The sequence below is a fragment of the Pseudoalteromonas sp. HL-AS2 genome, from assembly GCF_031198805.1.
Lineage (GTDB): Bacteria > Pseudomonadota > Gammaproteobacteria > Enterobacterales > Alteromonadaceae > Pseudoalteromonas > Pseudoalteromonas nigrifaciens.
Window position 1 is genome coordinate 619,926 of the sequence record NZ_CP133571.1, and the last position, 13,080, is coordinate 633,005.

The 13,080-nt window shown below is 39.9% G+C and carries 15 protein-coding genes; 9 read left to right on the forward strand and 6 right to left on the reverse strand.

Annotated elements, in window-relative coordinates; translation table 11 throughout:
* The first annotated feature begins 26 nt into the window (after nt 1-26).
* The 3 genes from pepP to RB215_RS02970 are packed head-to-tail and all read left to right on the forward strand — an operon-like array spanning nt 27 to nt 3,718.
* The gene (gene pepP / locus RB215_RS02960; protein ID WP_309216850.1) at nt 27-1,349 is read left to right on the forward strand and encodes a Xaa-Pro aminopeptidase; all 1,323 of its coding nucleotides are present in this window, start codon (nt 27-29) and stop codon (nt 1,347-1,349) included.
* A 15-nt stretch (nt 1,350-1,364) separates the two neighbouring features.
* Nucleotides 1,365-2,555 (forward strand): 2-octaprenyl-6-methoxyphenyl hydroxylase, encoded by a 1,191-nt coding sequence (ubiH, locus tag RB215_RS02965; protein ID WP_309216851.1) that lies wholly within the window; start codon nt 1,365-1,367, stop codon nt 2,553-2,555.
* Complete coding sequence (locus tag RB215_RS02970) at nt 2,552-3,718, forward strand: FAD-dependent oxidoreductase (RefSeq protein ID WP_309216853.1); 1,167 nt, start codon at nt 2,552-2,554, stop codon at nt 3,716-3,718. Before ubiH ends, RB215_RS02970 begins: the two co-directional genes overlap by 4 nt.
* A gap of 105 nt (nt 3,719-3,823) precedes the next feature.
* Here RB215_RS02970 and RB215_RS02975 read toward each other — a convergent pair whose 3' ends face one another.
* Nucleotides 3,824-4,834, reverse strand: coding sequence for an AraC family transcriptional regulator (locus RB215_RS02975; protein WP_089367787.1), 1,011 nt, complete (start codon nt 4,832-4,834; stop codon nt 3,824-3,826).
* Between the two features lie 96 nt (nt 4,835-4,930).
* Between RB215_RS02975 and RB215_RS02980 the strand changes: the two genes are divergently transcribed.
* Together RB215_RS02980 and RB215_RS02985 are read left to right on the forward strand one after the other, a co-directional pair.
* A complete protein-coding gene (locus RB215_RS02980; RefSeq protein ID WP_306287508.1) occupies nt 4,931-5,374 on the forward strand; it encodes an SRPBCC family protein in 444 nt (147 codons plus the stop codon).
* On the forward strand, nt 5,371-6,183 hold the full coding sequence (locus tag RB215_RS02985; RefSeq protein WP_086997331.1) for a sterol desaturase family protein: 813 nt from the start codon (nt 5,371-5,373) through the stop codon (nt 6,181-6,183). The genes RB215_RS02980 and RB215_RS02985 overlap by 4 nt, the downstream gene beginning before the upstream one ends.
* Before the next feature lie 4 nt (nt 6,184-6,187).
* Here RB215_RS02985 and RB215_RS02990 read toward each other — a convergent pair whose 3' ends face one another.
* Entirely contained in the window at nt 6,188-6,583 is a 396-nt protein-coding gene (locus tag RB215_RS02990; RefSeq protein WP_011327268.1) for a hypothetical protein, read from the reverse strand.
* Nucleotides 6,583-6,948: a hypothetical protein gene (locus RB215_RS02995; RefSeq protein WP_176359692.1), complete on the reverse strand. Its 366-nt coding sequence runs from the start codon at nt 6,946-6,948 to the stop codon at nt 6,583-6,585. The genes RB215_RS02990 and RB215_RS02995 overlap by 1 nt, the downstream gene beginning before the upstream one ends.
* A gap of 259 nt (nt 6,949-7,207) precedes the next feature.
* Between RB215_RS02995 and RB215_RS03000 the strand changes: the two genes are divergently transcribed.
* Nucleotides 7,208-7,627, forward strand: coding sequence for a VOC family protein (locus RB215_RS03000; protein ID WP_011327270.1), 420 nt, complete (start codon nt 7,208-7,210; stop codon nt 7,625-7,627).
* 69 nt (nt 7,628-7,696) lie between these two features.
* On the opposite strand, the gene RB215_RS03005 is transcribed toward RB215_RS03000, so the two are convergent.
* Entirely contained in the window at nt 7,697-8,800 is a 1,104-nt protein-coding gene (locus RB215_RS03005) for a polysaccharide lyase family 7 protein (protein WP_208834652.1), read from the reverse strand.
* Between the two features lie 311 nt (nt 8,801-9,111).
* Between RB215_RS03005 and RB215_RS03010 the strand changes: the two genes are divergently transcribed.
* Nucleotides 9,112-9,912 (forward strand): hypothetical protein, encoded by an 801-nt coding sequence (locus tag RB215_RS03010; RefSeq protein ID WP_050754469.1) that lies wholly within the window; start codon nt 9,112-9,114, stop codon nt 9,910-9,912.
* 8 nt (nt 9,913-9,920) lie between these two features.
* Here RB215_RS03010 and RB215_RS03015 read toward each other — a convergent pair whose 3' ends face one another.
* Entirely contained in the window at nt 9,921-10,805 is an 885-nt protein-coding gene (locus RB215_RS03015) for an AraC family transcriptional regulator (RefSeq protein ID WP_041454651.1), read from the reverse strand.
* 184 nt (nt 10,806-10,989) lie between these two features.
* Between RB215_RS03015 and RB215_RS03020 the strand changes: the two genes are divergently transcribed.
* On the forward strand, nt 10,990-12,135 hold the full coding sequence (locus RB215_RS03020; protein WP_309216854.1) for an iron-containing alcohol dehydrogenase: 1,146 nt from the start codon (nt 10,990-10,992) through the stop codon (nt 12,133-12,135).
* A gap of 58 nt (nt 12,136-12,193) precedes the next feature.
* Here the strand turns inward: RB215_RS03020 and RB215_RS03025 are convergent, their stop codons facing one another.
* The gene (locus RB215_RS03025) at nt 12,194-12,580 is read right to left on the reverse strand and encodes a MerR family transcriptional regulator (protein WP_309216855.1); all 387 of its coding nucleotides are present in this window, start codon (nt 12,578-12,580) and stop codon (nt 12,194-12,196) included.
* 97 nt (nt 12,581-12,677) lie between these two features.
* Here RB215_RS03025 and RB215_RS03030 point away from each other — a divergent pair, with 97 nt between their 5' ends.
* Nucleotides 12,678-12,998, forward strand: a complete 321-nt coding sequence (locus tag RB215_RS03030; protein WP_309216856.1) for a hypothetical protein — start codon at nt 12,678-12,680, stop codon at nt 12,996-12,998.
* The last annotated feature ends 82 nt before the right edge of the window (nt 12,999-13,080 follow it).

A 13,080-nucleotide genomic window follows, 5' to 3' on the forward strand; every position in this document is an offset into this window, starting at 1 on the left:
GTTTAAGTTAAACGGGTTTGTTGCACATGGTTGAAATACAAAAGTCAGAGTTTAAAGCACGTCGTGAGCGTCTGCTTGCAAAAATGGATAGTAACAGTGTGGCAATTATACCTGCGGCGAGCGAAGTTACGCGCAGCCGCGACACTCACTATGCATTTAGGCAAGACAGTGACTTTTTTTACTTAACTGGTTTTAATGAGCCCGATGCCGTACTTGTACTTGCTCCAAATAGCGATACCCCCAGTACATTATTTTGCCTTAATAAAGATAAACTAGCCGAAGTATGGCATGGCCGTAGAATAGGCTTTGAAAAAGCAAAAAACGAATATTTGTTTGATGCAACCCATGGATTAAGTGAGTTGAGTGAACAGTTATTTAATTTGCTCAATGGCAAAGCGGTTTTATATTATGCGCAAGGTGCATATTCGGCTTTTGATGGGCGTGTTTTCTCTTTGCTTAATACTCTGCGCAGCGCCCCTAAAAAAGGTGACACAGCGCCAAGTACCATTAAAGATATTCGTTTGTTAATTCACGAAATGCGTTTATTTAAATCACCAAGTGAAATAAACATTATGCGCGCAGGCTGCGAAATTAGCGCGCAAGGCCATGTTAGAGCAATGTGTTTTGCCCATAGCGGTGCAACCGAGTATCAATTAGAAGCAGAGCTACATCATCATTATGCAATGCATGGTGCGCGGCACCCAGCGTATGGCACTATTGTAGGCAGTGGCGACAATGCTAATATTTTACATTACACCCAAAACAGCGACGCCCTTAAAAGTGGCGATCTAGTGTTAATAGATTCAGGTTGCGAGCTACAAGGCTACGCTGCTGATATTACACGTACATTTCCAGTGAATGGTAAATTTAGCCCCGAGCAAGCCGCGTTATATAATATTGTTCTTAAAGCGCAAGAAGTGGCGTTTGCAGAAATTAAACCCGGCGGTTATATGTCGCATGCTAATGCTTTAGCAATGGCAGTTATGACCCAAGGTCTACTAGATTTGGGTATTTTAACCGGCGACTTTGACGAGCTAATGGCAAAAGGTGCGTGTAAAGAATATTACATGCATGGTTTGGGGCATTGGTTAGGCCTAGACGTACATGATGTAGGCGACTACAAGCAAAACAATAGCGAACGCGCATTTGCTGCGGGCATGGTTTTAACCATTGAGCCTGGGCTTTATATCAGCGAAGATTCAAATGCACCGCAAAAATACCGAGGTATTGGTATTCGCATTGAAGATAACTTATTAGTAACCCCAAGTGGTTATGAAAACCTCACCCTAAGTGCGCCAAAAACCATAAGCGATATAGAAGCACTTATGCAAAGCAATAAAAGCGCATAAGACTAGGAGAAAAAAGTGCCTAAGCAGTTTGATGTTGTTGTTATTGGTGGCGGTTTAGCCGGTGCTAGCTGTGCGTTAAGTGTGGCTAAAATAAATCCCGCGCTTAGTATTGCTGTTGTTGAGGCTAATGAAGTAAGTAATGACTATCACCCAAGCTTTGATGATAGAAGCATAGCACTTGCTCAGCAGTCGGTAGAGTACTTGCAAGGCTTAAATTTATTTGCGTTAAATTCACCGTACGCTACAGCAATTAAAAAAGTAAGTGTGTCTGATCGTCACCATTTTGGTAAAGCAGATATTAACTGTGAAGAGTTTGCTAAAGATGCCCTTGGTTATGTGGTTGAAGTAAACCCGTTTGGCCGCTCGTTACATCAATTATTAAACGCTCAAATAAATATCAGTTTATATTGCCCTGATAGCGTAAGTGCCATTGAGCAGCAATTACATAATAATATAGTTACTTTGCAAAGTGGCGAGCAAATAGCCGCCAAGCTGTTAGTTATTGCCGACGGTGCACAGTCGCCAACTCGCAGCTTATTTGAACTTAAGTTTAACACTCAAGCTTATGAGCAAGGGGCTATTATTGCCAATATAGAAGTAGCTGGTGGGCATAATAACCATGCTTTTGAGCGATTTACGCAACATGGCCCCATGGCGCTATTACCTATGAGCAACAACCGCTATTCACTGGTGTGGTGTATGCAGCAACAGCACGTTGAGCAGCACATGGCACAAAGTGAAGACGACTTTATAAGCGCACTACAAAGTGCCTTTGGTTATCGCGGTGGTCAATTTACTAAAGTGGGTATGCGTGCTAATTACCCCTTAGTGTATGGGCAAGTAGAATCGCTTATTGCGCACCGCACGGTAGTAATAGGTAATGCTGCGCATGCAATTCATCCCATTGCAGGGCAAGGGTTTAATTTAGGCCTGCGAGATGTACAAGTACTTAGTAACTTAATTGCCCAGAGCCCAAATGACTTAGGCAGTTATGCATTTACTCGCGAGTATGCACAGCAGCGCAGCGCTGATATAAATAACGTGATGACCCTAACAGATGGTTTAGTAAGGCTTTTTTCAAATTCATCACGCATACTGGCACTTGGCCGTAGTATTGGGTTGTTTTCGATGGATTTATTCCCCTCTTTAAAAGCGCCATTGGCTAAGCAGTTAATGGGGCAAGTTAAACAAGGTCAAGGTTTATGAAACAAGTACAGGTATGTATTGTAGGTGGTGGCAGCGTAGGGCTTACCTTAGCGCTTGGGTTGGCAAAAGCAGGTATAAGCGTAGTCGTGCTTGACGCTGCGCCAAAGCAAACACCGCCAACTGACGAGTATGGCATGCGCGTAAGTGCGCTGAGTATTGCGAGTCAAACCTTGCTTGAACAATTAAACGTATGGCCACACATAGTTGCTTTGCGTGCTAGTGCCTATACCCATATGGATGTGCGCGATGCAGACAGCTTTGGCAAAATAGCTTTTAATAGTGAGCAACTAGAGCTTGATCATTTAGGTCATATAGTTGAAAACGATATTATTTGCTACGCGCTTGTAAAGGAGCTAGAGCAGCAGCCAAATGCTACGCTGATGTTCGACACTTGTTATCAGCAAATACACCAAAGCGAATCGGATGTATTTGTTACTTTAAAAAGTGGTGAGCCAATCATTGCAAAGCTGCTGGTGGCCGCCGATGGTGCAAATTCGGCAATTCGAAAGCAGTTTAATATGGCGCTGAGCTTTAAAGACTACGACCACCATGCATTGGTGGCTACAGTTAAAACCCAAGAGCCACACGCCAATACCGCACGCCAAGTGTTTTTACCAAGCGGGCCATTAGCATTTTTACCGTTGAGCGATGCCAACACCCATTCAATTGTGTGGTCTACAAACCCAACGCATTGTGAAGAGCTATTAGCAATGGACGACAACCAGTTTAACAAAGCCATTATGGCGGCAATAGATGGCCAATGTGGTTTGTGTGAAGTGCAAAGTGTACGCGCTGCATTTCCACTTAAAATGCGTTATGCCCAGCAATGGGTTGCAGGTAAAGTCGTATTAATTGGCGATGCTGCACATACGATTCATCCGCTTGCAGGCTTGGGGATGAACCTAGGCCTAAAAGATGCCGCTTATTTAATTGAGTTACTAACAAGTGATAATAAAGAATTTGCCAGCACGCGTACTTTACGTGATTACGAGCGAACCCGTAAACTCGATGCGCAAAAACACATTGCCATGATGTACTCTTTAAAAGAGTTATTTGCCGGTGCTAACCCAATTAAAAAACTAATTCGTGGAGTTGGGCTTTCAATGGTTGATAACTTAGGCCCAATAAAGCATTTGTTTGCTAAAGAAGCGATAGGAAAGTAAGCGTATTATTAAGCGCACGAGTAAGCGAATAAAAAGCCGTGGTTAAATTTAACCGCGGCTTTTTATTACCTATGTTGAATTAAAGAGTTAAGTAACGTTTGATTTTTAGCCAATGTTTTTAGGTAGTGTTTTTAGATATTGCAGTGGAGTGCAGTTATACCAGCGTTTAAAAGCACGATTAAATGAACTTTGGTCGTTAAAGCCAAGTTTAATTGCTATGTTACTTAATGGCTCTTTGCCAATGCACAGTATTACGCGCCTTTTACGCTCTTGCTCAAGTAAGTCGGCAAACGATATTTGTTCGCGCTTTAAATGGCGTTGCAAGGTGCGCGGGGTCATGTTTAGCGCGCCTGCTGTGCGTATTAAACTGCAGTCGATTAAGTCATTTTTAGCTATAAATAACTGGCTAATTTTTTCGGTTAGTAGCTGCTGGCTTTTAAAGCGTGAAAGTTGCTGCTCAGAAACCTGTTTAAGCACTAAATTAATTTGCGTATTGTCGGTTTTAAATGGCAGTGCTAAATAACTGCTCGGAAATACCACTTGGTTATACTGTGCGTTAGTTTTAACGGGGCAGTTAAACCAGTGTGTGAGTACTGTTTTTTCATTGCTGGTAGAAGCTTGGGTAAAATAAATAGTACTGGGCGATAGCTGTGGATTTAATAGTTGTCGAATAACACTTACCCAAGCGGTCATATTACGTAAAATAACCTGTGGGCTACAGTTAGTATTAGGTAGCCAACGAATAATTGCCAACTCACCTTGCTGTTCAAACTCTGCTCTACCAATATCTGCAACTAAACTGTCGTAGTTAAGCAGTGCGGTAATAGCGCTGGCTAAGTTATTACTCGATTCAATTAAGTAACCCAATATGCCAAAGTCGGCAGTTCGAATTTGCTGACCAAGCTTAAAGCCAAACAAAGGCTCGTTTAGAGTTTGCTGAGCATAATTTAGCAGTGCGTTGTAACAGTTTAAGCTAATGCGTGGCGCGAGTTGCTGAGCTTGCTTATTACTGTATTCATTAAAGTTAATAGCCGACAAAACAGCTTGGCTATTAAGTCCAAGTGTTTCAAGGTAATCAATACAGCTTGAAAAATAATGATCGGCAAGTGTGCTCATTTGTCGCCTAAAGCTAAAAAATGGTCGTGTAACAGCAAGTTTGCCACGAAAAAATTTTATATGGTAGGGCATTATGAAAATACTTATTATATAAAAATGATACAAATAACCTTAAAACAAAAGATTGCAGCAACGCCTCTACAAGTCAGAGACGCTTTGCTTGATCATGCGCAATTAGAACGTTTTTTTAATGCTAAATTTGTCCTGTTAAAAAAGCAAAATGAAGGCGAAATTATTGGCGGTAAAGGTGCTATTAGGCAAGTTATAATGGCGGGAGTTCGCTTTGAAGAGCGTATAATTAGCGCCGATAGCAATCATATTAGTTATCAAATAATAGGTAATAAACCAGTTGCAGAGCACCGTGGCGATATTTATTTTTGCGTTAGTGACAATGCCCCAACAAGCACCGAAGTTACCTATAACATACGTTGTAAAACACCTTGGTGGCTGCCAAGCCTAGTGGTTAAATTTTTTATTAAAAAAGATATAGCACAAGCGCTTAATAAACTAAAAGCCAACTTTAAGGGCAACATATCATGAGCATAGAAATAATTTTACTTGCCCTTAGTCCTGTATTTATTATTTTTGTAAGTTATGAATTTATTAAATATCGGCGTTATTACGACATAAAAGACAGCTTGGCGAATACAGCACTGGCGCTTATGCACCAAGGCGCCGATGCAATTGCTTTAATTGTGCTAATGCCATTTTTTTATTGGCTGCATCAATATAGGTTATTTGATATTGAACTGTCGGTGCTGACGATATTTGGCGCATTTTTACTACAAGACTTTTTGTATTATTGGTTTCATAAAGCGTCGCACCATATTCATTGGTTATGGGCTGCCCATGTGGTGCATCACAGTTCAACTAAAATGAACTTTTCAACCGCATTTAGGCAAAGCTTAATGTATCCGCTTGCGGGTATGTGGTTATTTTGGTTGCCAATGATATTAATCGGCTTTGATCCGCTGAGTGTATTTACCGTAGTGGCGCTTAATTTGGCCTATCAGTTTTTTGTGCATACCCAAACGGTAAGTACACTAGGCTGGTTTGAAAAGGTATTTAACACCCCATCGCATCATCGAGTACATCATGCTATTAACCCCGGCTACTTAGATAAAAATTTTGCCGGTGTACTCATTATTTGGGATAAGTTATTTGGCACTTACGCCGAGGAAAAAGCCGATAAACCGTGTAAGTACGGTATTGTTGGGCAGTTAAATAGTAACAACCCACTGACCATAACTTTTCATCAATGGGCTTATTTAGTAAAAAGTGCATTTAAAGCAAAAGGGGTAACGGCAAAGCTAAAAGTGATATTTGGTTACCCTACAAGTTCCAATTAACTGCTTATTTAACACGTCGAAAGGAAATGTTTTTACTGCGTGGTGCACCTAATATAATGAATAAGTGACAAATACATACCGACAAAAATGCACTCACACCTAAAGCACCGCCGTAGCCGTCGAGTATGGGTACTAAGTACTCAAATAATAACGAAAATATAACAGCGGAGCTGGCAAGCGTATATATGCCAAAGCGGTGTGGGGCGCTCATACCAATAAAAGTACCACCAAAAAACACAACGCTGTATAACTCAGGATCAAGGTTAAGCCAGTAAAAAATTAAGTAAGTAACTATAGATAAGGCCGCAGAAGCTCTAATACCATCAAAACGACTATGCTTGGCTAAATAAAATGTTAAAAAAGCGCCTATCAAAGCTAATATAGAATATTCAATACTCATTACACTAAGCCTTTAGCTAAAGAATACAAAGCAACACTTGCAAAGGCTACGCTGCCTAATCGGCCACCAAAACCAGCAAATGCATTTAAGGTAAGGGTGTATAGCGTTGCGCCAATAATTGAGATTATTGCCACTTCCCAGTAGCTAGTAATTAAGCTAGTTGAGCACATACCGGCAAAGCTACCTGCATATATGGCCGCATAAGGGTGGTTTTGATAAAGCTTAGGAAAAGGAATAAACGAGCCAACTAGCCCGGTTAATGCTGCAGATATAACAAGCGGTAATGCAAAGGTTGTATGCATTACAAAGCACGACATACAGCCGGCAAAAAATGTGATGGACTTTAATAATAAAAATTTAATCATAGCGCGCAAATTAGTACCTTATAGCGTGCGTATAATAAAGTAACACTTTTATGTTTGATAGCTCAAAGCTAGAATTTTATAGCATAACTAATAATAGCTAATTGCCAAAAATAGTAGGTGTCAGAATTTAATCATTTTATTAGCCTAATAGTTGTAAGGGCTGTAAATGCTAAAATATACTCGTTAATGTTCTATAAATTACAAAGCATGTATAATGCTGACTGTTTAATTTATTAAAAGCTATTATCAAGGGTAATTTATGTCTAACTGTTTACATCTGGCTATTCCGGCTGGTGATTTAAATATAGCTAAAACTTTTTATTGCGATGTACTTGGCTGTAAAACCGGAAATAGCGAGCAAGGACGCTGGATAGATATTGATTTTTGGGGTAACGAGTTAACACTGCACCAAAGTGTTGAGCGCCTACCTACAGTTCGCCATGATGTTGATATGGGCGCAGTTGCCGTACCACATTTTGGCATTCATTTATCTGAAAACGAATTTAATGCGTTAAAACAACGTATTGAAAGCGCGGGCTTGGAGTATTTAGATAAGCCATATCGCCGTTTTATAGGAGATGAGTTTGAACAAGAAACATTTTTTATAGAAGATCCTAACGGTAACGTACTCGAAATGAAAACCATGGTTAACCCTGAGGTTTTATTTAAGAAAAGTTGATTGTACGCGCTCGCTTGTTTACTTTATTAAATAAGGCAAACAAGCGGGGCAGTAATAATTTAGTTACCTTTATTGTGGGCTAGCGGGGCTTAATACAAGTTTACTAAAGCTCACTTGTGCATAGTCACCGTTTTGTTTATCTGTAGCCCAGTCGCCCGTACCTAAACAGCCCGGATACCAAATGCCTTTAGCATTTTTGGTACTACATTGGTTATACGCGCCTGCTTTAAAGTAGTGCCAATCAGCCGCATACCCATGCGGGTGATCTTTTTCGTCTACGTTGCCATACGCATCTACGTTATTACCTAAGTTAATAGAGTAGCTAACATCGTTTTTGCCTGCTGTGCTAAATGTTAGGTGCATCACATTTTTATACACATTTACTGTGTAACTAAACTCTTCACCTAACGCGATACCAGCATTGCCTGGCTCGTTAGGGTTTTCCCATGTGTTACCCCAAACAGGATAAGCTATATCAGTACGGTTAGGATCTGTTTTTGGTAGGTTACGCTCGTAGTTCCAAAAAACCGATCCCGTTTTATGTCCAGGCCACTTTTTATAATATATTTTTAGTGGCTCGTTACCCCAGCCATAGCCAAGCTTAGTGTCAATAAGCGCCTGATCTTTACCTGCGTGAATTTGCCCCACAACAACAGAGTAGGCCGCATTTTTACTTGGATCAGTAGCACGTAATGCAACATGATCTACTTTTAGCGTTGCTTCCATTTTGCCACCAATAGAGCCAAATCGATCCGATAGTGGGTGTACAGCAAGAGCAAAATTGTTTTTAGGACTTTTGGTTTTTATTTTTGTATTTGCTCCGCGGAGCATTTGCCTAAATTCACTGCGTGTATTGGTAGAATTGGCACTGGTGAGTGCTTTGTTTGGCGAGGTGAATACCATGTAACCTTTATCATCCAGATAGAAAAAATCAGGATGTGAGTAAGTCTGAATTTCTTTAACATCTATTTCATCAATTTTACCGTCGTTATCTAAATCAACCGGTACATTAATTTTCCACTGAGATAAATCAAATTTAGAGGCGGGTACTAATGGGTTAGCTTGTTGCTCAGTGCTTTTTGGTTGTTGGCTAACACAACCAATAACCAAAGAGGTAGTGAGGGCAATTAAAGCGCCGGGCTTAATAAGATGTGTAATGTTATTTTTATTCATTAGTACCTCAGTATAAAGTTAAATATTTACATTGTTGCACATGACTGTAACGTATTTAAAACCAACTTAACATACCAAAGTGCAATTATTATATTACCAATTACTGCAACCTTTGTTTTTTGGCTGCTTAATTGTAATGCCAATTCATTCTCAATTGAGTAAATAATTTTAAGTTATTAAAAAGTAGCTATAAATTAGTCATAAAAAGATAAATACGCCTGATGAGATGATTTAAATTCAACTCAATATTGATTGACTGTATTAACTAAGTGAGTAGAATTTGCGCCATTACTCATCTTTTATTATTAGTCATGTTAGTTAAATTAATGGTTGCCCCGCTATTACTGCTCTTTATTTCTTACGCGCAAAAAAAGTTTGGTAGTTTTATAAGCGGTATTATTCCTGGCCTGCCAATCACCTCTGGGCCTATTTCATATTTTATTGCTATAGAGCAAGGAAAACTGTTTGCAGCTAACTCAGCGGTGGGCGCTTTATATGGCATGAGTGGTATTGGTTTATTTTGCTTTGTGTATATGGCGGTTTCGTATAAGTGTGGCTTAGCAAAGTCGTTGTTAATAGCGCTGAGTGTGTGGTGTTTATTTAGCATACTGACATTATTTTTACCGGTTAATATTTTTGTAGCGTGCTTGTTCTCTATTAGTACTTTATTGGCTTTAACTTTTGCTACTACAAAATTAAAAGTAGCGATAGATGCAAAGCCTTTAAATTCAAAATGGGAGCTGCCAATAAAAATAGTGTTAGTAACTAGTTTTATTATGTTGGTTACCTTTATTTCTGAGCATATTGGCTCGGCATGGAGTGGGTTGCTTTCTACTTTTCCGGTTATTTTAGCGGTAATGGGCAGCATAGCGTATATCAGTGATAAAAAAGACTCAGCGTTTAAAATACTAAACGGCGGTATTATTGGCTCATTAGGTGGGTGTATATTTTTTGCCGCCATTGCATTGCTATTAAAATACGATATTTTAATTTGGCAAGTTTATACAGTGGCAACTATTAGCTCGGTGTTGTTTACGCTTATTTTTAGCCATTTTATAAACCGTAAATACGTTAATCCGGTTGCTTTTAATACCGCTAAAACGCAGCTTTAGCGGTTTGCTTAGAGTAACATTTCTTTTGGTGTTTTATTAAAGTGGCGTTTAAATTCTCGGCTAAATTGCGATGGGCTGGTATAGCCTACTTTTAATGCGGCTTCGTTGGCTTTGCTGCCACTGGCGGTTATAAGTGCTTTTGCTTTGGCTAAACGCAGCTTTTTTAAATATTGTAACGGCGACTCAAAAGTCACTTGTTTAAAGGCGCGATGAAACGACGAAATGCTCATATTTACGTCCTCTGCTAACCCTTCTACTGTGATGGGGTTGGCATAATTACTATGCATAATAGACAGTGTGCGCGCTATACGTGCATAGTGGCCGTCGTGCATAGCAAGGCCAAACAAGGTATGTCCTTGGGGGCCGCAAAGTACACGGTATACTAATTCTTTTACTATATCTTCGCCAAATACTTGTGCTTCAAGTGGGTTATTTAACACGGTTAATAAACGCTTAGTTACCAGCTCCATCGCGTTATCGAGTTTAGCCGATTGCACGCCACTCATTTGCCCGCATGTTGGTGGCAGAGCAAATTGTTTATGCTCAGTCATTTGGTTAACGAGTTTGTGCAATAACGCAGGGTTAATATCAACAGCAATCCCAAGCACTGGTAAGTCGCCATCAGTAAAGGCTTCGCACTCTAGCGGTACAGGAACGCCCAATACTAAATAATCCCCCGCACCATATTGTATTTTATGATCTGTAAAATGAATTACTTTATGCCCTTGCCCGACCACAATAATCCCAGAGTTATAAATAAGCGGCTGTCGCGGCGAGCTTTTACTGGCGCGATGAAAATAAACCCCAGTAATAATGGTTTCCATCGTGCCTTCAAAACTGAGTAACTGATTTTGTTCTGCGTACTGCTGCAACATATTGGCAATGGTGGACATAAAAGCATCTTTACATGGCTGACTTTTACGTAAAATAACAATGTTGATAGTTTTAGGCAAGCTTTTGCGCGTTATTGGGCTTTTTTTATGTTTGTTTTGCCCGTAATATGCACTCATTGAAAATTTACTTAGTTAGTAACTAAGTAAGTTTAACCATATTTAATCGTCACCCTAGGATAAAATAATGAAATTTAGCTACGTAAATCCAACACTAATTCAATTTGGCCAACAACAAATAGCCTCACTAACTGATTTGATCGCAAAAGATCAAAAGGTATTAGTTGTGTACGGCGGGGGTTCAATTAAAAAGAACGGCGTATACGACCAAGTTGCAGCAGCACTGGAAGGTTTTGATTGGGTAGAATTTTCGGGCGTTGGTGCTAACCCAACAATTGAAGTACTAGATCAAGCAGTAAAAATCTGTAAAGAACAGGACATCAATTTTGTACTAGGTGTTGGCGGCGGCTCAGTAATTGACGGCGTTAAATACATTGCAGCCTCAGCAGTATACGATGGCGAAGGTTGGGATATTCCTACTGGTAAGCATAAAGTAACTAGCGCATTACCAATTGGTGCAGTACTTACATTACCTGCTACTGGTTCAGAGTCTAATCAAGGCTCGGTAGTAAGCAAAGCTGCGACACAGCAAAAGCTTTCGTTTATGTCGCCAGCAGTACAACCTAAATTTGCGATTATGGACCCAGATGTAATGAAAACATTACCACAGCGTCAACTTGTAAATGGTTTAGTCGACGCATGGGTGCATACTTGCGAGCAGTACTTAACGTTACCTGAAGGTGCATTAGTACAAGATGGTTACGCAGAAGCATTACTTAAAGCACTTAAAGTACTTTGCGATAACTTTGAAAACCAAGATGACGCATGGCGTGCAAATCTTATGTGGTCAGCGAATCAAGCATTAAACGGTTTGATTGGCTCAGGCGTATCGCAAGATTGGGCAACCCATATGATTGGTCACGAGCTTACAGCTGCATACGGTGTTGACCATGCGCGTTCGCTTGCAATAGTTCAGCCTTCTTTACTACGCAATCAATTTGCAGTTAAAAAAGCAAAACTTGAGCAAATGGGCAAAAACGTATTTGGCCTTGCACAATCAGACGATTTAGCAGAGCTAACGATTCAAGCAATTGAAGCGTTTTACCATAGCCTTGATGTAGCTACGCAGCTTACTGAACATGGTGATGATAAAGCTGCAGCCATTGACAATATTATTGGCAAGCTTGAAGTGCATGGCATGCTTGCCCTTGGTGAAAACCAAGCAATCACGCTAATACAAAGTCGTGAAATTTTAGAAAAAGCAGTCGCTTAATTTAAAGTGCTATTAATAAAAACCGCTAGCCTTGTAGGTTAGCGGTTTTTTATACGTATTAACTATTTAATTCTTTTATTATTTGGCAGTCGTTTATAGTATTTGCAGTGCAGTTAGTTAATAAGCTGGCTAACGATACCTCGAGCTTTTTAAGCTCTTTTTGTGCGGCTCGTACTTTTATTAATTGGTTTTCAATAATGCTATCAACTTTTATGCACGATCCGTCACCAAGTATTTGCGCCGCCAACAACGCTTTAATGTCGTCTATCGGAATTTGTAAATCACGGCAACGGCAAATAAATACTAAGCGGTCTGTATCGGCTTGGGTGTAGGTTCTGTACCCATTACTAGCACGTTTTGGGGCTGGAATAAGGTTTATTTGTTCGTAATAGCGAATTGTTTTTGCGTTAAGATTAACTAAATTCGAGAGTTGTTTAATTTGCATATTGACCTTCCAGTAACTAGAAGGTTTATTATGAAGTTTGTTCCCGTTATACTCAAGCTTTAAAGAGATGTAACTTTTTGAATTTAATAGGTAGGCAATGTATTCAAAGCGTTTTTTAATAGTGATACTTTTAGTACTTGTACACAGCTTTATTAGCTGTGATGGTGCTGCGTATCATTTACAAGAAGACGTTGATCACGTAACCAGCGCACAGTTACAAAGTAATATAACTGCCGATGGTAGCCAAAATGAGGCTCAAGCCTCTGCCGAAATTCATGCTCACCAACATTGTCATAGTGGCTATTACAGCACAGTAAACCACTCAATCAGTCCTGAGCAGAGTAACCCTGCGTTACCTGTACGCTATTGTGGATTAATTTATCCACCTATGTCGCGCCCTCCAATTTATCTTAGCTAGTTTTAATTTACCTTAATAAAATATGGTGCATTTTACTGCCTGCGTTTAGACGCTATTTAGGCTGTGTTATATGCATATTTAG

What these genes read in the sequence shown, in the direction of transcription:
- RB215_RS02970 (WP_309216853.1), top strand. Translation starts at nt 2,552, where the DNA reads ATGAAACAAGTACAGGTATGTATTGTAGGTGGTGGCAGCGTAGGGCTT.
- RB215_RS02995 (WP_176359692.1), bottom strand. Translation starts at nt 6,948, where the DNA reads ATGATTAAATTTTTATTATTAAAGTCCATCACATTTTTTGCCGGCTGT.
- RB215_RS03030 (WP_309216856.1), top strand. Translation starts at nt 12,678, where the DNA reads ATGTATTCAAAGCGTTTTTTAATAGTGATACTTTTAGTACTTGTACAC.
- RB215_RS02975 (WP_089367787.1), bottom strand. Translation starts at nt 4,834, where the DNA reads ATGAGCACACTTGCCGATCATTATTTTTCAAGCTGTATTGATTACCTT.
- RB215_RS02980 (WP_306287508.1), top strand. Translation starts at nt 4,931, where the DNA reads ATGATACAAATAACCTTAAAACAAAAGATTGCAGCAACGCCTCTACAA.
- RB215_RS03020 (WP_309216854.1), top strand. Translation starts at nt 10,990, where the DNA reads ATGAAATTTAGCTACGTAAATCCAACACTAATTCAATTTGGCCAACAA.
- RB215_RS03000 (WP_011327270.1), top strand. Translation starts at nt 7,208, where the DNA reads ATGTCTAACTGTTTACATCTGGCTATTCCGGCTGGTGATTTAAATATA.
- RB215_RS02990 (WP_011327268.1), bottom strand. Translation starts at nt 6,583, where the DNA reads ATGAGTATTGAATATTCTATATTAGCTTTGATAGGCGCTTTTTTAACA.
- RB215_RS02985 (WP_086997331.1), top strand. Translation starts at nt 5,371, where the DNA reads ATGAGCATAGAAATAATTTTACTTGCCCTTAGTCCTGTATTTATTATT.
- RB215_RS03015 (WP_041454651.1), bottom strand. Translation starts at nt 10,805, where the DNA reads ATGTCCACCATTGCCAATATGTTGCAGCAGTACGCAGAACAAAATCAG.
- RB215_RS03010 (WP_050754469.1), top strand. Translation starts at nt 9,112, where the DNA reads ATGTTAGTTAAATTAATGGTTGCCCCGCTATTACTGCTCTTTATTTCT.
- RB215_RS03005 (WP_208834652.1), bottom strand. Translation starts at nt 8,800, where the DNA reads ATGAATAAAAATAACATTACACATCTTATTAAGCCCGGCGCTTTAATT.
- RB215_RS03025 (WP_309216855.1), bottom strand. Translation starts at nt 12,580, where the DNA reads ATGCAAATTAAACAACTCTCGAATTTAGTTAATCTTAACGCAAAAACA.
- pepP (WP_309216850.1), top strand. Translation starts at nt 27, where the DNA reads ATGGTTGAAATACAAAAGTCAGAGTTTAAAGCACGTCGTGAGCGTCTG.